Raw genomic sequence first — 19,466 nt, 5'->3', positions numbered from 1 at the left:
CGCAGGCGCGGCGCACCGTTCGAAGGAGTTGGCCACAGTCACCCACGCGCACCACACGCGCCGCCACCTCCACCGGGTCACTGCCCCTCGCCGGCCCCGCCCCGGCCCCCGCCTGACCGCTCAGCCGACGGCGGCGGCGCAGGCGACGCACATCGTCGCCATAGGACGGGCCTCGAGGCGCCCCGCCGGAATCGGCTCGCCGCAGCGCACGCACACACCGTAGGTGCCGGCATCCCACCGCGCGAGCGCCGCGACCAGCTCGGCGCGCTCGGCCTCTCGAGCGCGGCGCAATGCCTCGACGCGCTGCCACTCGCCCGACAGCGTGGAACCCTCGGGGTCGTGTTCGTCGTCGGCAGTCGCGTCGGCGCGGTCGTGTCGCAGCGATGCGGCATCGGCGTCCAGGCGCGCGAGCAGCGCATCGACCTCGGCCAGCCGGGCCTCCAGCACGTCGCGCTCCATCCGGCGAGGGTACCCCGCCAACCCTCGCCCCCGCCGACCCCCGGCTCCCACGTGCCCCCGGCTCCCGCCAGCCCCGGCGCCTGTCAACCCCCTGGGCGCAGGGCCGGCGACGGCCGATGCTGTCCCCGAGGGAAGGAGCGATCATGAGCGATCCCCAGGAGAGCCTGCCGACGAACGACGCGGAGGACGCCGCCACCGCCGAGTCCGCGACAGCCGACAGCGCCACTGACAACGCACCCGACGAGGCCATCGACGACGCGCCCGCCGCCGACACCGGAACGGATGCCGAAGTGCCGTCGACGAGCGAGCTCGAGGAGCCGAGCACCGAGAAGCCCCCGGGCGAGGAGCCGAAGGCGCCGTCGCGTCAGGAGCCCGAGCCCAGCCACCAGGCGGTGGGGATCGGCGTCATCGACGACGGCGAGTGACGCTCAGGCGCCGTACCCCTGTGCGGAGCCGGTGACGCGGACCCCCTCGGTGCCGATGATGCAGCTGATGAGGCGGTCGTCGTACTGCGTCCACCCGTCTTCGGTCGGCGAGAAGTAGAAGTACGACAGCTCGGACTCTTCGTAGGAGACGCCCACGAACTCCTCGAACGCGGGGTCGCAGTTCTCCGTGACCGCGTCTTCCATGTCGGTCTCGCTCGGGTACTCGCCTTCGGGGAGCGTGAAGTCGTGGAACACCTCGTACACGTGCTCCTCGTCACACGGGATCGCGTCGACCGACGAGGTGAGGCCGCCCTGGTTGAAGTCGTCGAAGCAGTCTCCGACGACCATCTCGTTGGCTCCGAGGTCGCCTCCTTCGCTGATCGAGCCCTCCTCGTCACGGGTCACCCCGCCGAAGAGGCCGGTCAGCGAGGCGCAACCGCCGAGCAGAAGGGATGCCGCGGCGAGCGTGGCGGCGAGGGCGAGACGATGGCGCATGGCGACCTTTCGGATTCGGGGTTCGATCGCAGTATGGCATGCGGTCAGCGTGGCACCTCCACGCGACGCAGCCCTCCGACGACCGTGGCGGCGACGACGATGACGGCGACGATCACGTTCGCGGTCGCGGCCGTCAGCCACGATGCGGCTGGGATGGTCAGCACCACGAGCGCCGCTCCGACGAACAGATGCCGCGTCTCGCGGACGCTTGTTCGCCGCCACCTGCAGACCGCCGACGGTGACGAGCGCGAGTGCCACGGGAAGCGACACGGCGACGACGGCATCCGTGCTGCTCGCCTCGCCGGCAAGGAGGTCGAGTTGGGCCTGCACCCCCGCGCCGACCGCCGCCAGGGCCGCATAGAGGAGGTAGTGGCCGTAGCCCCAGACGAACGCGGCGCGCCGATTCCTCGTCAGCCCGTCGCGTCCCAGCGCGTCGAAGTAGATCCACCACAGCCCGAACGCGATCGCCAGCGCGGCGGCGACGATGACGACGACGGTCCCGAAGGGCGCATCGCCCTCGACGGCGCCCTGGAGCCCGATGGTCACCGACAGGACGGTTTCACCCAGCACGATGAGCGCGAACAGACCGTACCGCTCCGCGATGTGGCCGGCATGGAACACCGGTCCGGGCGACCGGCGGACGGCGAGGATCGGCGTGCCGAGATCGACGGCGAGCGCGAAGAGGAACACGAGGAACGTCAGCTGGCCGGGGACGATGGCGCCGAGGACCCACAGCGACTGGGCGACCGCCAGCCCCGCGGCATACGTGAGCGCGAAGGCGCGGTGCGCTCTGTCGGAGCTCGCGGCCCTCAGCCACTGGAGGATGAGGGGCACGCGCATACCGGTGTACGCGAGCGCCAGCGGAACCAGGTTGCCCTCGGCGGCCGTGTGGACGGTCGCGGCGACGGCCAGCACTCCGGCCATCTGCAACAGCGTGAGCACGCGATGGATCGCGTCGTCGGTGTCGAACGCGGTGGCGAACCACGTGAACGACATCCACGCCCACCACACCGGGACGAAGAGGAAGGCGTAGGTCAGCGCGGCTTCCGACGCGTGTCCGTCGGCGATGCCGTGGTGGAGGTCGCCGGCCAGGAGCGCGACGGCGACGACGAAGCACAGGTCGAAGAAGAGCTCCAGCGGGGTGGCGCTGCGCTCCCTCGCCGAATGGTCGCGCATCGACACCGCACGGATCGAGGGCAGGCGTCGCGCCATCACGCGACACCTGCGGTCGCTTCGGAGCCCCGAGGATCTCGTCGCCGTCGATACGCGAGGGATGCCGTCAGCGTCGCGGTGATCGCCAGCGCCACCGCCACGGCGGCGAGAGCGGCGAGGGCGGGGAGGGCGAGCGCGACCGGGAGGATCGCGAGCGGCAGCGCCACGGCGGGAGTCGCCCAGACCACGACCGAGGACGGGTCGTCGCCGAGCCGCACCGCGATCAGCGCGTTCGTGAAGTGGTAGAGCGCGACGCCGACGCACAGCGAGACGGCCGAGACGCTGGGCAGGGGCTCTCCGGGATGATGGATCGCCACCGCGATGGCACCGGCGATCACGGTGACACCCGCCAGCAGGGGGTACGGGAGGAACCCGATGATGTCTCGGATCGCGCGCGAGTCCTCTCGTTCACGAAGGAGGTCGAGTCCGAATCGCAGCGCGTCGGCGCCGTAGAAGAAGAACGACCACGCGAGGAAGGACACGATCGCGAGAGCGAGCGCCGCGGCGGCGGCACTGTCGGGCGACCAGTGCGTGTTCACGGCGGCGACCGTCGTGAGCACCGACTCGCCCAGCACGATGATCACCAGGAGCCCGAAGCGTTCGGAGAGATGCTCGACGTCGATCCTCGCCATGGCGGCGCCGCCCCAGCTGCGGAACGTCCCCACCAGCATGACCACCTCCACGATCAGTGCCAGCGCCCACAGTGCGAAGCTCACCGGTGCGGGCAGCACCGCCGACACGATCCACAGCAGGGCGGTCAGGCCGTTGTAGATCACGACACGCGAGCGTGCCGCCGCACCGTCGCCGCGAGTGCGTCGCAGCCAGAGGAAGAGGAGGAGGAGGCGCAGCGCGGCGTTGCCGGCCGCGAACAGCGGCGCCCGCTCCCCGATCGCTTCGGGTGCCGCCACGGCGATGGCGCCGACGGCGAACATCGCGATCATCATGACGACACCGAGACCGCGACGCGTGAGGTCGGGCGACGCATTCACCACGAACGTCAGGTTCACCCACGACCACCAGACCGAGGCGAACAGGGCAAGGAAGACGGCGAGCCCGACGACCGTCGGCTCTTCGTGCAGGCCGTGGGCGAGCTGACCGATGAGGGCGACGAAGATGAGGTCGAAGAACAACTCCATCCAGTGCACGCGCGACGGGTCGCGGTCGCGCAGCGCGGGCCCACCGGGTGCGGTGTCGAGTCGATTGCTCACTGAGGACCTTCCCTTCACGCCGCCTGGGATGCCTCGGCACAGCCCCCGGTGCACGGTCGTCCCCTGAGAAGACAGACTTCGCGCGGTTTTCTGACGCGAACGCCGTCGGCCGCGCGAGCCGTGGCTGCGGCGCGGCGCAACTAGACTGGATGCCGATCCCCCGCCGGCATCCCGAGTCTTGGAGCCCAGCCGCGTGAGCACCCCTCTTGCAGACACCGTCGAGAACGCCGCCGCCACTCCGGAGCGCGAACAGCCGTACGCGGCGCTGGGGCTGAAGCCCGACGAGTACGACCGCATCCGCGAGATCCTCGGCCGCCGTCCCACCAGCGGTGAGCTGGCCATGTACTCGGTCATGTGGAGCGAGCACTGCTCCTACAAGTCGTCGAAGATCTACCTGCGCCGCTTCGGCCAGAAGGTGTCCGACGAGATGCGCGAGCGTCTCATAGTCGGCATGGGGCAGAACGCCGGCGTCGTCGACGTGGGCGAGGGCTGGGCGGTCACCTTCAAGGTCGAGTCGCACAACCACCCGAGCTACATCGAGCCGTTCCAGGGCGCCGCGACCGGTGTCGGCGGCATCGTCCGCGACATCATCTCGATGGGTGCCCGCCCGGTGGCCGTCATGGACCAGCTGCGCTTCGGGGCGATCGACAACCCCGACACGGCGCGCGTCGTCCACGGCGTCGTCAGCGGCATCTCGTTCTACGGCAACTGCCTGGGCCTCCCGAACATCGGCGGCGAGACGGTGTTCGACGCCGTCTACCAGGGGAACCCCCTCGTCAACGCGCTCGCGGTGGGGGTGCTCCGCCACGAAGACCTCAAGCTCGCCAACGCGAGCGGTGCCGGCAACAAGGTCGTGCTCTTCGGAGCGCGCACCGGCGGCGACGGGATCGGCGGCGCGTCGATCCTGGCATCCGACACGTTCGCCGACGGCGGTCCGACCAAGCGCCCCGCCGTCCAGGTGGGCGACCCCTTCGCCGAGAAGGTGCTCATCGAGTGCTGCCTGGAGCTCTACCAGGGCGAACTGGTGGAGGCGATTCAGGACCTCGGTGCCGCCGGCATCTCGTGCGCCACGAGCGAGCTCGCCGCCAACGGCGGCTCGGGCATGCGGGTCGATCTCGAGAACGTGCTGCTGCGCGACCCGTCGCTCACGCCCGAGGAGATCCTCATGAGCGAGAGCCAGGAGCGCATGATGGCGATCGTCGCGCCCGAGAAGCTCGACGCGTTCCTCGCCGTGGTGGACAAGTGGCAGGTCGAGACGAGCGTGCTGGGCGAGGTCACCGGTGACGGCCGGCTGCAGATCTTCTGGCACGGCGAGCAGATCGTCGACGTCGACCCCTCGACCGTCGCGGTCGACGGCCCCGTGTACGAGCGTCCGGTGGCGTACCCGACCTGGATCGACGCGCTCCGCGACGACTCGGCATCCGCTCTGCCGCGTACCGACGACCCGGAGGCCCTGCGCAGCCAGTTCCTGCAGCTGCTGTCCAGCCCGAACCTCGCCGACACGTCGTGGATCACGAACCAGTACGACTACTACGTCATGGGCAACACGGCGCTGAGCTTCCCCGACGACGCCGGCATGATCCGCGTCGACGAGGAGTCGGGGCTCGGCTTCGCGATCGCCACCGACTGCAACGGCCGGTTCTGCCAGCTCGACCCGTATGCGGGCGCGCAGCTCGCCCTCGCCGAGGCGTACCGCAACGTCGCCGTCTCGGGCGCCATCCCCACCGCCGTCACCGACTGCCTGAACTTCGGCAGCCCCGAGAACCCCGAGGTCATGTGGCAGTTCGGGCAGGCCGTCGACGGTCTCGCCGACGCGTGCCTCGAGCTGGGTGTGCCCGTCACGGGCGGCAACGTCAGCTTCTACAACCAGACGGGCGACCAGCCGATCTTCCCCACCCCGGTGGTCGGCGTGCTGGGCATCATCGACGACGTCGCCCGCCGCATCCCGTCGGGTTGGCAGGATGCCGGCGAGAACATCTACCTCCTGGGCGTCACCTCGACCGAACTCAGCGGATCCGCGTGGGCCGGGACGGTGCACGACCACCTCGGCGGTCGCCCGCCGGCCGTCGACCTCGCGCAGGAGAAGAAGCTCGCCGAGCTGATCCACGCGGCATCCCAGCAGGAGCTCGTCTCGTCGGCTCACGACCTCTCCGAGGGCGGGCTCGGCCAGGCCCTCGCGGAGAGCGTCATGCGGTTCGGCGTCGGTGCCCGCGTGTGGCTGCGGGAGATCATGGAGCGCGACGGCGTGGATGCCGCGACCGCCCTGTTCAGCGAGTCCACCGGCCGCGTCATCGTCTCGGTGCCCCGCGAGGAGGACGTGAAGTTCCGCGGACTGTGCGAGGGTCGCGGCTACCCGGTGCTGCGCATCGGCGTGACCGACCCGGCGGCGGAGGGCGAGGAGCCCGCGCTCGAGGTGCAGGACGTGTTCACGGTGCCGCTGTCGGAGCTGCGCGAGAAGTCGCGCGGCACGCTTCCCGCCGTCTTCGGCGACATCATCCAGGAGGTCGTCGCGTGACCCTGTCGAAGCCGACTCCCGAAGACGACGAGTACGCGGGCATGAACGCCGCGCGCGGACGTCGCACGCGCATCATCGCGTGGGTGGCGATCGTCTCGCTCATCCTCGTGGGCGGCGGCTCGACAGTGCTGGCGCTGCTGTTCGGCTGAGCCCGGGCGTGGGCCATGTCCCACTTTGTTCGGGGCCATGTCCCACTCTGTTCGGGGCCATGTCCCACTCTGTGCGGGGCCATGTCCCACTTTGTGCGGGCCATGTCCCAGTTCGTGCGGGGCATGTCCCACATTCGGTCGATCCCGCGGCCCTGAAACAGCCGAGAGTGGGACATGCCGCCGGTTGGGACGGTGATCGCGCCCGCCAGGGTCAGTTGTCCTACTTTTTCGGGGCCATGTCCCAGTTTGTGCGGGGCATGTCCCACATTCGGTCGATCCCGCGGCCCTGAAACAGCCGAAAGTGGGACATTGAGCGAAGCTGCGCGGCAGAAGGCCCTGAAACAGCCGAAAGTGGGACAAGGAACGGGATGCCCACAGCGGATGCCCACAGCGGATGCCACGGGCGGCGGACTCCCGGACGGGATTCAGGCATGCTGGCTAGCATGACGTCATGGACCCGATCGGCTGGACGACGATCGCCGAGTTCTGGTGGATCGCACCGGCCGTGATCGGCGCCGGCGCATTCGGCTGGTTCGGGCTGCGGCACCAGCGCACCGAGCGGGCACGTCGGCTCGCGTTCGACGCGGCCAAGCAGGAGCTGCGCGCCGCGCGACAGCGCTCGGCCACCGCACGGGCCACGGCCAGGGTCGCCCGCGCCGAGCTGGCACGGGCGCAGGCGGAGCGCACGGCATCCCTCGCCACCTCTTCCGACGTGGCCGCCGCGCGCGCCGACGTGCAGTCCGCGCAGCGGGAGACCCGCGCCGCCGCGGCCACCCTTCGCGCCGCCCGCGCCCGCGTCACGGCCGCCCGCGCAGCGCTCCCGCGCCCTGCGACGCCCGCCGACGAGTTCCCCCTGGCCCGCCTCACCGCCCAGCACGACGCGGTGACCGCCCGCTGGATGGAGTACGAGACGGATGCCGCCCGCGTGCTCGCCTTCCCCGCGATGACCGATGCCCGCCACCCCCGGACCGCGGCGTTCCTCACGGCGCAGGCCGAGGCTCAGCGGCTCCGCCCCACGGCGGCTCGCCGCACCCGCGCGCAGGTGACGGCGACGGAGTTCACCGCGTATCGGGATGCCGTACAGCGGCTCGAGCGCGCGTTCGACGCGGCCGAACAGGAAGCCTGGCGGCTGGCCCGCGCCGCCGGAACCGCACCGGCGGGAGGTTCCGTCCCGCGAGGCCCGGCCTCCGAGTCGACCGGCGTGCCACCGTGGTCGGCGATCGCACAATCCGCCGTGTCGCGTTCGGCGGAGGCGCTGAACCGGGCAGCGGAGGCGGCGGCATCCGCCCTCGAGGGGCGTCTCGGCGGAGAGTCGCGCCGCCCGAGCCCGTCGCCGAACCCGTCGCCGGGGCCGACTCCGCAGCCGAATCCCGAACAGCCGAAGACGCCGAAACGGAACGGTCCTGACGAGGGCATCTGGCCGGTTCCTTCGCGCGGCGACCGACGCCCCGGCCCCGACGCACGCTGAGCAGTCCGCTCCCGCGCGGTTAGCATGGCACGGTGGAGCCGTTCTTCGATTTCCTGCGCGGGTACTGGTGGCTCGTGTTCCCCCTCATCCCGGCGTTCGGCGCCGTGGCGAGCGGGTGGGAGCGCGCCTCGCGCCGCCGGCACGAGCGACGGCTGGAGATCCTCAAGATCAAGGGCGAGCTGAAGGCGGCCGAGACGGCGGCGCGGGCCAAGCCGGTGGCCACGGCATCCGAGCCCCGTCCGATCACCCGCCCGTCGCCGCTTCCGGACCAGCTCGACCGACTGTTCGGGACGCACGACGCGGTCACGGCACGCTGGCTGGAGTACGAGCTCGACGTCGCGAAGCTCATCGACTATCCCGCGATGAGCGACGGCCGTCAGCCGCTGACCGCCGCGTTCTTGAAGTCGAAGAAGATCGCCGACGGGCTGCGGCCGGCATCCGCGTCGGCGAAGGTCACTCCGGAACAGGTGGCGGAGTATCGCGCCGCGGTGACCGACTACGAGGTCGCTTTCGAGCTGGCGGAGCGCGATGCCCGGCGCCAGAGCACGAGCGGTCTGAGCGAGGCCGAGCGCAAGCGGCTCGCAACAGCGAAGCAGCTGCTGTCGGTCGCGACCGACGAGGCGGCGACGGCCGCCGAACGCCAGAGCGCCTACAAGCGGGCCCGCCGGGAACTCGACGGCCTCATCTCGCTGTCGGACGAGGCGATCGTCGTGCTCGAGACCAAGATCGCGGCGGAGCTTCCCGCCCCCGACGCACCGCGAGCCGACACGTAACCACCGAGCCGACACGATCCTCGCGTGAGAATCGTGTCGGCTCGCGCGGAACGTGCCGGCTCGGCGGAGACGGATGCCGGTCAGGCGGTGAGCGAGTCGACCCACTCCTGGTTCTCGGTCATCCACTGGCGGACGATCTCGGTGTAGTCGGTGACGTCCTCACCCGTGTTGTACATGACGTTCTCCAGCGAGAACAGCGCCTCGCTGTCCATGCGGAACTCCGACAGCCACTCGTTCACCTCGGGGTGATCGGTCTCGAAGTCGCTCCGCGTGAACGTGTGGATCGACTCCGCGGCACCGAGGGTGCCCTCCGGGTCGGCGAGGTCCTTGATGTCGTACGCGTCGTACGCCCAGTGCGGACGCCACAGCGTCACCGCGACGTTCTCGCCGGCGTCGAGCTTGCTGTCGAGCTCCGCGAGCATCGCGGGAGTGGACGAGGTGATGAAGTCCATGCCGTCGAGGCCGTACGTGGGAATGACCTCGTTCTGCGTGGCGGCGGTGAGTCCGGCGCCCGGCTCGATGCCGATGAGGCGGTTGTCGAACTGGTCGGCGGCTCCCGCGAGCTCCTCGAGCGAGTCGATCGGCGCGTCGGCGTTCACCGCGACCGTGAGCTTCGCGTCGTCGTTCCACGAGCCCAGGTCGACGATGTCGCCGCCGGCCTGCTCGAAGTACGCCGCGTGGGTGAGGGGCAGCCAGCCGTCGAGCGCGAAGTCGTAGTCGCCGCCGGCGACGCCCTGGAACACCGGACCGGCATCCGCGTATTCGAGGTCGACCGTGTAGCCCTTGTCCTCGAGGATGAGCTTCCACAGGTACGACACGGCCTCACCCTCGGGCCAGCCGTTGAAGACGCCGATGGTGACCTCCTTCGAGGCCGCCTCGCCGTCGCCGTCGGAGCCCGTGCCGGCGCAGCCGGCGAGAGCGAGTGCCGCCGCGGAGCCGAGTGCAAGGGTGCTCAGGAGGTGACGCTTCTTCATGTTCTTCCTTTCTTCCCGTGTGCTGTGGCAGGACTGCCGTCACGGGGTGTGGGGATGCCCGAGGGATGCCACGGGCAGGCGGCGCGGATGGCGCACCGCCGGTCGGGGGGGCTGTCAGGCGTTCGCGGGAACGCGCGTGTCGGCACCGGCATCCGCGGGGGATGCCGAGGGCGACGGCGTGGCCGAACGGCGACGCGGTCGCTGACGCGTGCCGAGTGCGCCGGTGAGACGGTCGAGGATCATCGCGATCATCACGACGGCGAGGCCGGCCTCGAAGCCCAGCGGGACGTTGACGGAGCTCAGCGCCTGCACGATCGGACGGCCGAGACCCGGGGCGCCCACCATGGAGGCGATGACCGACATCGACAGCGAGAGCATGATGATCTGGTTGATCCCCGCCATGATCGACGGGAGTGCGAGCGGGAGCTGGATCTGGCGGAGCACGCGACCCGGCGTGGCGCCGAACGCCTGACCGGCCTCGACGACCTCCGGGTCGACGCCTCGGATGCCGAGCTCAGTGAGCCGCACGCCGGGAGCGATCGCGAACATGATCGTCGCGACGATGCCGGGCACGACGCCGACGCTGAAGAGGAAGATCGCGGGCAGCAGGTAGACGAAGGCGGGCATCGTCTGCAGGAAGTCGAGGATCGGTCGCACGACGTTCGAGACGGTCTGCGAGCGCGCGGCCCAGATGCCGAGCGGGATCGCGATGGCGGTGGCGATGAGCACGGCGACGATCGTGAGGGCCAGGGTGAGCATCGCGTTCTCCCACTGGTCCACGGCGAGGATCACGACGAAGCCGAGCACCGTGCCGACCGCCAGCTTCCACCCCTTCACGAGCCAGGCGGCCGCGGCGAAGACGACGATGACGGCCCAGAACGGCGGGGTCGTGAACACCCAGGAGGCCACGTCGTAGATGGCGGAGAAGACCGTGGCGATGGCGTCGAAGAAGCCGCCGAGGTACTCCTTGAGGAAGTCGATGATGTCGCGCACGGCCTGGCCGAGCGGGATCCGGATGAACGATTCGAAATGATCCATCAGCGGGCACCTCCGTCCATCGCGGGCTCCGCCGGCACGGCGGGGGCGCTTCCGGCGGCGGCGTCGACGAGCGGTGTGAACTCGGCGACGAGGTCGATCGGGGTCTGGATGATCGGCATCTCGCGGGTCGTGGCGGGCACGTTCCCGAGGGCGGCGAGCAGCGTGACGCGCGGGATGACGCCGAGCAGGCGGCGTTCGGCATCCACCACGGCGAGGGGCACCGTCGCTTCGACGGCCGTCTCGACGATGTCGGTGAGAAGGTCGTCGGGACCGACGGTGGGCACCGACGCGTCGACGATCTCGCGGAGGTCGGTCTGCCCGGCCTTGACCGCTCGGATGACGGCGCGGTCGGTGACGACGCCGACGAGCCGGCGGTTCTCGGTCGCGAACACGGCGCCCGCCTGCTGCGCGCGCAGCGTGCGCAGGGCGCCGCGGACGCCGGCGGTGAGCGGCGTCGTCAGGTGCGGGGGCTCCATGACGGAGCCGGCGGTGAGCACGCGGGCGCGGTCGACATCCTGCACGAACTGCGCGACGTAGTCGTTGGCGGGGTCGGTGAGGATCTCCTCGGGGGTGCCGTTCTGCACGATGCGACCGTCGCGCATGACGGCGATCCGGTCGCCGAGGAACATCGCCTCGTTGAGGTCGTGGGTGATGAACACGATCGTGCGGCCGAGCTCGCGCTGCAGCTCGACGAGCTGCTCCTGCATCTCGCGGCGGATGAGCGGGTCGAGGGCCGAGAAGGCCTCGTCCATCAGGAGGATGTCGGTGCCGGCCGTGAGGGCGCGCGCGATGCCGACGCGCTGGCGCATGCCGCCCGAGAGTTCGTCGGGCATGGCATCCGCTCGGTCGCCGAGACCGACCCGGTCGAGGATCTCCTGCGCACGGCGGCGACGCTCGCTGCGTCCGACGCCCTGGATCTCGAGCGCGTAGGCGGCGTTGTCGAGCACCGTGAGGTGCGGCAGCAGCGCGAAGTGCTGGAACACCATCGACACCGACGAGCGACGGATGCCGCGGAGCTCGCCCGGCGCGGCGGTCGTGACGTTGCGGCCGCCGATGAGCACCTGGCCGGCGGTCGGCTGCAGCAGCCCGTTGAGCATGCGGATGATGGTCGACTTGCCGGAGCCGGACAGGCCCATGATGACGAAGATCTCGCCGGGGTTCACCGTGAAGCTCGCGTCGATGACGGCGGCGGTGCCGACGTCGGCGATGCCGGCGCGGGTCTGGCCGGCTTCGAGCCGGCGGACGCCTTCGCGGGGATTGCGGCCGAAGACCTTGTACAGGCCCTGGGCTTCGAGGGCGGGAGCGCCTTCGGGGGACGGGGGAACGGTCACGTGCTTCACCTCGGCGGCCGCGCGCGCGGCAGCATCGGTTACGCCCGGGTGGCGATCATCGGCGCGACCCGCCGCACGCGTCGATGCTCGGACGCGGGGGGACGTCACGCTCCGGCGACACACATCGGGTCTGTCGCCCAGACCGCCGACCATACGCCCACCCGGATGGTGTCGGAGACACGACATCGAGCGGTCGCGGACTGGTCGTCGGGGCCGACGAGCATGCTCACGGCCCTCTTTCCAACGTAACGAGGTTCCCCGAAGGCCGCAAACCGAGACATCCCTCACGCACCGCTTGACATCGCCGCGGGTTCGTTGCATGGTTAGTTAGTCAAGTAACTAACCCAAGAGGTGACGGATGATCGACGAAGGACGCGCGCTCTTCCTGCAGATCGCGGAGAGCGTGGAGGACTCGATCATCGATGGAGCCCTCGCCGAAGAGGCGCAGGCACCGTCGACGAACGAACTCGCGGCCTTCTATCGCATCAACCCGGCCACCGCGGCGAAGGGGATCGCGATGCTCACCGACAAGGGCGTGCTCTACAAGCGCCGCGGCATCGGCATGTTCGTCTCGCCGGGGGCCCGCGCGCTGCTCCTCGCCGAGCGCCGTGCCGCCTTCGTCGAGCGCTTCCTCGATCCCCTGCTCGCGGAAGCACGCACCCTGGGCCTCGCCGCCGACGATCTCGCCCGCCTCCTCGCGGAGCGGGCGCAGCAGCGGCCCGCCGACACGACAGCAACGGAAGGAACCGCACGATGACCAGCGTGATCGAGGTGAAGCACCTCACCAAGCGCTACCGCGACACCGTCGCAGCCGACGACGTGAGCTTCACGATCGAGAAGGACACGATCTACGGCCTCCTGGGTCGGAACGGAGCCGGCAAGACCACGGTCATGTCGATCCTCACGGCGCAGAACTTCGCCACGAGCGGCGACGTCCGCGTCTTCGGCGAGCACCCGTACGAGAACGCCAAGGTGCTGCGCCGCATGTGCTTCGTCCGCGAGAGCCAGAAGTACCCCGACGACGCGAAGCCCGCCCACGCGTTCCAGATGGCGCGGCTCTTCTTCGAGAACTGGGACCAGACCCTCGCCGATCGCCTCATCGCCGACTTCCAGCTGCCGATGAACAAGACGATCAAGAAGCTCTCGCGCGGCCAGCTCAGCGCCGTCGGCGTGATCATCGGCCTGGCATCCCGCGCGGAGATCACCTTCTTCGACGAGCCCTATCTCGGACTAGACGCCGTCGCCCGCCAGCTCTTCTACGACCGCCTGCTCGAGGACTACGCCGAGCACCCGCGCACGATCATCCTGTCGAGCCACCTGATCGACGAGGTGTCGAATCTCCTCGAGCGGGTGATCGTCATCGACGGCGGCCGGATCATCATGGACGAGGAGACGGATGCCGTGCGCGGTCGCGCCGCGACGATCGTCGGTGACGCCGCAGCGGTCGACGCGTTCGTCGCCGGCCGCGAGGTGATCCATCGCGAGAGCCTGGGCCGCGTCGCCTCGGTCACGATCATCGGCGAACTCACCGGGGCGGACCACGCCCGGCTCCGCGAGGAGGGACTGGACGTCGCTCCGGTCTCGCTCCAGCAGCTGATCGTCCGCACCACGCAGCACGCGGCCGGCGCGTCCGCCGACCGCGACGTCAAGGAAGGGAGCCTGTCGTGAACCGCACCTGGAATGTCGTGCGCATGCAGCTGATCAACAAGCAGACCTACGTGTGGGTGCCGCTGATCGTGCTGGCCGGCTCGTTCCTGCTCACCCTGGTGATCTGGTCGATGGTGCCCGCCGAAGGTCAGAAGTACAGCGGCGGCGCACAGGCCGTGTACTGGTACTTCGGTGTCGTCGGCGTGCAGTCGCTGACACTCACCTTCCCGTTCTCGCAGGCGATGAGCGTCACTCGGCGGGAGTACTTCTTCGGAACGACGCTCACGGCGGCGCTCTTCTCGGCGCTGCTGGCGACGCTCTACGTCGGTGGCGCGTTCCTCGAGCGGGCGACCGGAGGGTGGGGACTGCAGGGCTGGTACTTCTCGGTCGACTGGATCTGGGATGCCGGGCCGGCGGCGGCATGGCTGCTGTACTTCGCGGTTCCGATGGTGTTCTTCATGATCGGCTTCGGCTCGGCCACCATCTACAAGCGGTTCGGGAGCGTGTGGCTCACGGTGGTGCTCGTCGGCATCGGGCTCGCGCTCGTCGGGGCGGGCTGGCTCATCGGGCGTCTCGACGGCTGGGGCGCCGTCGGTGAGTGGATCGGAACGCAGGGCACCGCCGGCATCGCCGCCTGGACACTCCTGGTCGCCGTCGTCATCGCGGCGTTCTCGTTCGCACCGCTCCGGCGGGCGACCCCCTGAACGCCGACAGCGGATTCACCGGGGCCGGACGCGTCAGTCGCGTTCGGCCTCGGCCGTGTGGTGGCGGATGACCTCGGCGACGACGAAGTTGAACCACTTCTCGGCGAACTCGGGGTCGAGGTCGGCTTCCGCCGACAGCCGACGCAGGCGCGCGATCTGCTGCTCTTCACGGTTCGGGTCGGATGCCGGCATCCCGTGCTCGGCCTTCAGCACACCGACCTGCTTCGTGCAGCGGAAACGCTCGGCGAGCAGGAAGATGAGCGCCGCGTCGATGTTGTCGATGCTCGCCCGCAGACCGAGCAGCCGCGCGGTCGCGGCGGTTGTGGCATCCGCTGTGTCGTCCGTCATGAGTCCTCCCCGACCCGAGCGTACCGTCTCACCCCGCGGCTCGACCGTCCCGACGAGGTCGCCGACGCCCCTCCGCCCCTAGAGTGTGACGCATGACCGATGCCCCGTCCGAGCCCGGACCCTCCCCGCGTCGCTGGTCGCGCCGCCGACCGAGCGCGTCGCCCGCAGCAGCGGCGGACGCTGCGACTCCGACGGGCGCGTCGCTCGCCCCCGAGCAGCCGCCGCGTCCGGTGGGCGCGCTCATCCAGCGGCCCTTCGTGCTCGGCTTCCTCGTCGTCCTCGGCGGTCTCCTGGCGGTCGGACTCACGTCTGCCATCGCCGACCTCGCCACCATCTGGATCTACATCGCCTTCGCACTGTTCGCCGCCCTGGGCCTCGATCCCCTCGTACGCCGGCTGGAGCGTCGCGGTGTCGGCCGGGCGTGGGGCATCGTCATCGTCTACTTCGTGTTCGCGCTCGTCATGGTCGGCGTGCTGTGGCTCGTCATCCCGACGGTCGTCGGTCAGGTCGCCCAGTTCATCCGCGACCTGCCCTCGACGATCGCCGGCTTCCAGCAGACCGACTTCTACCTGTGGGCGCGCGATCAGTTCGGCGACCAGGTGCCCGCGCTGCTGAACGAGATCCAGCGATTCCTCAGCGATCCGGCGAACCTGGCCGCGATCGGCGGCGGCGTGCTGCAGATCGGCGTCTCGATCGGCACGACGATCTCGGGGCTCATCATCATCATCGTGTTGAGCCTGTACTTCCTCGCCTCCCTCCCGGAGGTCAAGCAGGCGTTCTACCGTCTCGTTCCGGCACGCAACCGTCCCCTCACGGCGGAGCTGACGGAGGAGATCACCGCCTCGGTCGGGGGATACCTCGGGGGCATGGTCATCCTCGCGTTCTTCAACGCCCTCGTGACCTTCCTCCTCTACTCCGTGCTGGGGCTGCCCTTCCCGCTGCTGCTGGCCGTCGTGTCGTTCTGCATCACGATCATCCCGCTGGTCGGAACGGTGCTGTTCTGGGGCATCGGCTCCGTGGTCGCCCTGTTCACGAATCCGCTGTCGGCCCTCGTCTTCGCGGCCGCGTACCTCGTGTACATGCAACTCGAGGCATACGTGCTCACTCCTCGCGTCATGAACAAGACGATCGCGGTGCCCGGGTCGCTCGTGGTGATCGGCGCGCTCGTCGGCGGCACCCTCATGGGCCTTCTCGGCGCGCTCGTTGCCATCCCCGTGACCGCGTCGCTCCTGCTCGTGCTGAAGAAGGTGTGGATCCCCCGCCAGGACGCGAAGGTCTAGCCCGCCGCCCCCGGCCGGTCGGCGAGCAGCTGGCTCGGCGACGGTGTGGACACGCGATGGCGCACGCGCCCCGGGATGCCGGTGCGCAGGTCGAGCGCGAGGGATGCCACGTCGTCCGACCGCTGTCCGGCCACCAGAAGTGTGTCGCGCGCGACGAGGTGGTGCCGGGGCCAGGTCACGCCGCTCTCGACGAGGGCGACGGGCTGCACGGTCGCGCCGGTGCCGCGCACGCGCAGCGTCGCGATCGTGTCGGTGCCCCGCAGCCCGACGTAGGCGAACTCGGCGTCGGCGGACAGCGAGATCTCCGCCGCGGCATCCGCACCGGGGAGCGCCCCGGGCGAGACGGGACCGGCGGCGACGAGCCGCCACCCCTGGCCGTCCGACGGAGGAGCGAGCACGAAGAGCTCGAGCGAGAACTCCGTCACGACGTAGAGGTGACCGCTGGGGTGCCACACGGTGTGCCGCGGTCCGGCGCCCTGCGGGAGCACCACCCGGTCGACCTCGCGCAGTCCGTCCGCAAAGGGATGCCACGCACGCACCTGGTCGAGCCCGAGATCGGTCGTCACGACCGTCCGCGTCCCCACGAAGCGAGCGTGGTGCGCGCGCGACGGGCGATTCATGTCGAGCGCGGCATACGGGTCGGTCGCCGCTGCGGCGACGACACCCGTCCCCACCCGGCCGTCCGGCGCCAGCGGCAGGCGCACGACCCGGCCGTCGCCCCAGCACGACGCGACGAGCCATCGACCACCGGGCTCGACGGCGACGTGGCAGACGAGCTCACCCACGGCCGCGGGCTCGCCGAACAGCGCGAACGAGTCGGGACCGGTGCGGCGGAGCGCCTGCACCGCTCCACCGTGCTCGAGCGCCGCATAGAGCACGTCGAGAGTCGGATGCCAGGCCAGCCACGACGGCGACCCATCGGTGCGTACGGCATCCGCACCGGTCGAGAGCTGTCCACCCGCGAGCGAACCGTCCGGCTCACCCGCGTGGACGACGCCGATCCCGGTGGCATCGCCGTCGCCGTCGGCGGTGTAGGCGCCGACGAAGAACCTCACGGGGAGCTCAGTCGACCAGGTCGTGGCGCACGATCACCGCGTCGCGGGACGCGCCGACGCCGATGACCGAGATGCGGGTACCGCTCATGGCCTCGAGGGCCAGCACGTAGTCCTGCGCTTCGAGGGGGAGGTCCTCGAAGGTGCGGGCCTTCGAGATGTCGTCCTTCCACCCGGGGAAGTACTCGAGGATCGGCGTCGCGTGGTGGAAGTCGCTCTGGTTGACCGGCACTTCCTCGAAGCGTTCGCCGTCGACGTCGTAGGCGACGCACACCGGGATCCGGTCGAGGCCGGTCAGGATGTCGAGCTTCGTCAGCACGAGGTCGGTGATGCCGTTGACGCGCGTCGCATAGCGCGTGATGGGGGCGTCGTACCAGCCCACGCGGCGCGGGCGCCCCGTCGTCGTGCCGAACTCGAAGCCGCGCGTGCGCAGCCACTCGCCCTGCTCGTCGAACAGCTCCGTCGGGAAGGGCCCCGAACCGACGCGCGTCGTGTACGCCTTCACGATGCCGACGATGCGGTCGAGGCGGTTCGGACCGACGCCGGAGCCGGTGGCCGCGCCTCCGGCCGTCGCCGACGACGACGTCACGAACGGGTACGTGCCGTGGTCGACGTCGAGCATCGTGGCCTGGCCACCCTCGAACACGACGACGTCACCGGCATTCAACGCGTCGTTGAGGAGCAGGCCCGTGTCGCAGACCATCGGACGCAGGCGATCGGCGTAGGACAGCAGGTCGTCGACGATCTCGTCGACGGTGATCGCGCGGCGGTTGAAGACCTTTACGAGCAGGTGGTTCTTCTGGTCGAGCGCACCCTCGACCTTCTGGCGCAGGATGTTCTCGTCGAAGAGGTCCTGGATGCGGATACCGACGCGGTTGATCTTGTCGGCGTAGCTCGGACCGATGCCGCGGCCGGTGGTGCCGATCATGCGCTTGCCCAGGAAGCGCTCGGTGACCTTGTCGAGCGTGCGGTGGTACTGCGTGATGACGTGCGCGTTCGCGCTCACCTTCAACCGGGACGTGTCGACCCCGCGGGCGGCGAGCGCGGACAGCTCGGCGAAGAGCACCTCGAGGTCGATGACGACGCCGTTGCCGATGACGGCGTTGACGCCGGGCGAGAGGATGCCGGACGGCAGCAGGTGCAGGGCGTACTTCTCGTCGCCGATGACGACCGTGTGACCGGCGTTGTTGCCGCCGTTGAACTTCACGACCCAGTCGGTGCGCTCACCGAGGAGATCGGTGGCCTTGCCCTTGCCCTCGTCCCCCCACTGGACTCCGACGATGACGATGCCTGGCATGGGTGCTCCCCCGTGGATGGACGGTGAGTCCCCATTCTATCGGGGCCGTCCGTGATTGCTTCCGCCGCCCGGATTGCGCGAACTGTTCCGGATCCGGCCGCGCAACGACCGAATGCGCACTCTCGACCGGCCGCGCGGGCGGACGGTAGCCTGCGGGAATGCGCGTCAGCATTTGGTCCGTTCTGCGGCTCGTGATGGGCCTGCTCATCATCGCGGCCGTCGTCACGCAGCTGGTGGCGTCGATCACCACGACGATCGAGCTGGGCCGCGACCTCGGCACCGTGATCGCCAACTTCTTCAGCTTCTTCACGATCCTCTCCAACGTGCTCGCCGCGACGACGCTCCTGTGGGCGGGGATCGCCGGACTGCGCGCCGGGCGGGATGCCGTCGAGAGCCCGGCCCTCGCGACGACGCTGGCCTGCGCCACCACGGCGATGGTGATCACGGGCATCGTCTACAACGCCCTCCTGCGGGGCATCACCCTGCCGCAGGGGAGCGAGCCGGTGCCCTGGTCGAACGAGGTGCTCCACCTCATCGGCCCGCTGTTCCTGCTCCTCGATCTGCTCTTCGCGCCGCGGCGGCGCGGCCTCCCGTGGCGATCGATCGCGGTGGTGCTCGCCTTCCCCCTCGTCTGGAGCGCCTACACCCTCCTGCGCGGTCCCCTCGTGACCAACCCGGCCAACGGGGAGCCCTGGTGGTACCCGTATCCGTTCCTCAACCCGAACGGTCCGGGCGGCTGGCCCTCGGTGCTCGTCTACATCGTGGTCATCTCGCTCGCCTTCGTCGCGGTGGGGGCATTCACCGTGTGGATCGGCCGTCGCCGCACGACGGCATCCGTCACGTCCTGACGCGCGGCCCTCGCCGGCGTGTGGCCTTCGCCGGCGCCGTCTCGCGGGTGTCACCCGACGCCACCCACGATTCGGCGCGGACGAACCAGCGCGAACCCGCGCGAACCCGGCCAGCGCGGCGGGCGGCGTGTCCAGCGGTGACGACACGGGGCGTAACAGGGATTCGGTCGGCGCGGTGCCGGGCGGCGAGACTCGAAGCACGCGTCGACGAACCACCGGGCGCGACCCCCCGCAGAGAGGCCT

Annotated in this window: 19 protein-coding genes; 10 read left to right on the top strand and 9 right to left on the bottom strand. The window is 70.2% G+C overall.

Translation table 11 applies throughout. The features are described 5' to 3' along the window. Positions 1–120: 120 nt before the first annotated feature. Positions 121–459, bottom strand: coding sequence for a TraR/DksA family transcriptional regulator (locus ACSQ18_RS00550; RefSeq protein WP_436035120.1), 339 nt, complete (start codon positions 457–459; stop codon positions 121–123). 143 nt (positions 460–602) lie between these two features. On the opposite strand from ACSQ18_RS00550, the gene ACSQ18_RS00545 reads away from it, so the two are divergent. Beyond that, on the top strand, positions 603–884 hold the full coding sequence (locus ACSQ18_RS00545; RefSeq protein WP_436035119.1) for a hypothetical protein: 282 nt from the start codon (positions 603–605) through the stop codon (positions 882–884). Positions 885–887: 3 nt separating this feature from the next. On the opposite strand, the gene ACSQ18_RS00540 is transcribed toward ACSQ18_RS00545, so the two are convergent. After that, positions 888–2,591 carry a low temperature requirement protein A gene (locus ACSQ18_RS00540; RefSeq protein WP_436035118.1) on the bottom strand — a complete coding sequence of 568 codons (1,704 nt, stop codon included), beginning with the start codon at positions 2,589–2,591 and terminating at the stop codon, positions 888–890. Continuing rightward, positions 2,591–3,799, bottom strand: coding sequence for a low temperature requirement protein A (locus tag ACSQ18_RS00535; RefSeq protein WP_436035117.1), 1,209 nt, complete (start codon positions 3,797–3,799; stop codon positions 2,591–2,593). Before ACSQ18_RS00535 ends, ACSQ18_RS00540 begins: the two co-directional genes overlap by 1 nt. Positions 3,800–3,992: 193 nt before the next feature. Here ACSQ18_RS00535 and purL point away from each other — a divergent pair, with 193 nt between their 5' ends. From purL to ACSQ18_RS00515, 4 genes are all read left to right on the top strand, one after another. Then, a complete protein-coding gene (gene purL / locus ACSQ18_RS00530; RefSeq protein ID WP_436035116.1) occupies positions 3,993–6,314 on the top strand; it encodes a phosphoribosylformylglycinamidine synthase subunit PurL in 2,322 nt (773 codons plus the stop codon). Next, entirely contained in the window at positions 6,311–6,463 is a 153-nt protein-coding gene (locus ACSQ18_RS00525) for a hypothetical protein (protein ID WP_436035115.1), read from the top strand. Before purL ends, ACSQ18_RS00525 begins: the two co-directional genes overlap by 4 nt. Before the next feature lie 451 nt (positions 6,464–6,914). After that, complete coding sequence (locus ACSQ18_RS00520; protein ID WP_436035114.1) at positions 6,915–7,931, top strand: hypothetical protein; 1,017 nt, start codon at positions 6,915–6,917, stop codon at positions 7,929–7,931. Positions 7,932–7,963: 32 nt separating this feature from the next. Beyond that, entirely contained in the window at positions 7,964–8,704 is a 741-nt protein-coding gene (locus ACSQ18_RS00515; protein WP_436035113.1) for a hypothetical protein, read from the top strand. Between the two features lie 80 nt (positions 8,705–8,784). Here the strand turns inward: ACSQ18_RS00515 and ACSQ18_RS00510 are convergent, their stop codons facing one another. The 3 genes from ACSQ18_RS00510 to ACSQ18_RS00500 form a co-directional block, all read right to left on the bottom strand. Continuing rightward, positions 8,785–9,678, bottom strand: a complete 894-nt coding sequence (locus ACSQ18_RS00510; RefSeq protein ID WP_436035112.1) for a glycine betaine ABC transporter substrate-binding protein — start codon at positions 9,676–9,678, stop codon at positions 8,785–8,787. A 114-nt stretch (positions 9,679–9,792) separates the two neighbouring features. After that, on the bottom strand, positions 9,793–10,716 hold the full coding sequence (locus ACSQ18_RS00505; RefSeq protein WP_436035111.1) for an ABC transporter permease: 924 nt from the start codon (positions 10,714–10,716) through the stop codon (positions 9,793–9,795). Next, entirely contained in the window at positions 10,716–12,056 is a 1,341-nt protein-coding gene (locus ACSQ18_RS00500) for a quaternary amine ABC transporter ATP-binding protein (RefSeq protein ID WP_436035110.1), read from the bottom strand. Before ACSQ18_RS00500 ends, ACSQ18_RS00505 begins: the two co-directional genes overlap by 1 nt. Positions 12,057–12,405: 349 nt before the next feature. Between ACSQ18_RS00500 and ACSQ18_RS00495 the strand changes: the two genes are divergently transcribed. Genes ACSQ18_RS00495 through ACSQ18_RS00485 form a run of 3 tightly spaced genes read left to right on the top strand, consistent with a single transcriptional unit; the run spans position 12,406 to position 14,398 of the window. After that, positions 12,406–12,804: a GntR family transcriptional regulator gene (locus tag ACSQ18_RS00495; protein WP_436035109.1), complete on the top strand. Its 399-nt coding sequence runs from the start codon at positions 12,406–12,408 to the stop codon at positions 12,802–12,804. Then, positions 12,801–13,715 (top strand): ABC transporter ATP-binding protein, encoded by a 915-nt coding sequence (locus ACSQ18_RS00490; protein ID WP_436035108.1) that lies wholly within the window; start codon positions 12,801–12,803, stop codon positions 13,713–13,715. Before ACSQ18_RS00495 ends, ACSQ18_RS00490 begins: the two co-directional genes overlap by 4 nt. Continuing rightward, entirely contained in the window at positions 13,712–14,398 is a 687-nt protein-coding gene (locus tag ACSQ18_RS00485) for a hypothetical protein (RefSeq protein ID WP_436035107.1), read from the top strand. Before ACSQ18_RS00490 ends, ACSQ18_RS00485 begins: the two co-directional genes overlap by 4 nt. A 33-nt stretch (positions 14,399–14,431) precedes the next feature. Here the strand turns inward: ACSQ18_RS00485 and ACSQ18_RS00480 are convergent, their stop codons facing one another. Next, positions 14,432–14,746, bottom strand: a complete 315-nt coding sequence (locus ACSQ18_RS00480) for a chorismate mutase (protein ID WP_144806804.1) — start codon at positions 14,744–14,746, stop codon at positions 14,432–14,434. Between the two features lie 92 nt (positions 14,747–14,838). On the opposite strand from ACSQ18_RS00480, the gene ACSQ18_RS00475 reads away from it, so the two are divergent. Beyond that, a complete protein-coding gene (locus ACSQ18_RS00475; protein WP_436035106.1) occupies positions 14,839–16,026 on the top strand; it encodes an AI-2E family transporter in 1,188 nt (395 codons plus the stop codon). Here ACSQ18_RS00475 and ACSQ18_RS00470 read toward each other — a convergent pair. Continuing rightward, positions 16,023–17,081, bottom strand: a complete 1,059-nt coding sequence (locus tag ACSQ18_RS00470) for a lactonase family protein (protein ID WP_436035104.1) — start codon at positions 17,079–17,081, stop codon at positions 16,023–16,025. The two genes, ACSQ18_RS00475 and ACSQ18_RS00470, sit on opposite strands and share 4 nt — an antisense overlap. Before the next feature lie 7 nt (positions 17,082–17,088). After that, complete coding sequence (locus ACSQ18_RS00465; protein WP_436035103.1) at positions 17,089–18,375, bottom strand: adenylosuccinate synthase; 1,287 nt, start codon at positions 18,373–18,375, stop codon at positions 17,089–17,091. A gap of 158 nt (positions 18,376–18,533) precedes the next feature. On the opposite strand from ACSQ18_RS00465, the gene ACSQ18_RS00460 reads away from it, so the two are divergent. Beyond that, positions 18,534–19,223, top strand: coding sequence for a Pr6Pr family membrane protein (locus ACSQ18_RS00460; protein WP_436035102.1), 690 nt, complete (start codon positions 18,534–18,536; stop codon positions 19,221–19,223). Positions 19,224–19,466: the final 243 nt, after the last annotated feature.

The organism is Microbacterium sp. LjRoot45 (assembly GCF_964253325.1).
Classification (GTDB): domain Bacteria; phylum Actinomycetota; class Actinomycetes; order Actinomycetales; family Microbacteriaceae; genus Microbacterium.
This window is presented reverse-complemented; position numbering and strand designations above follow the sequence as displayed.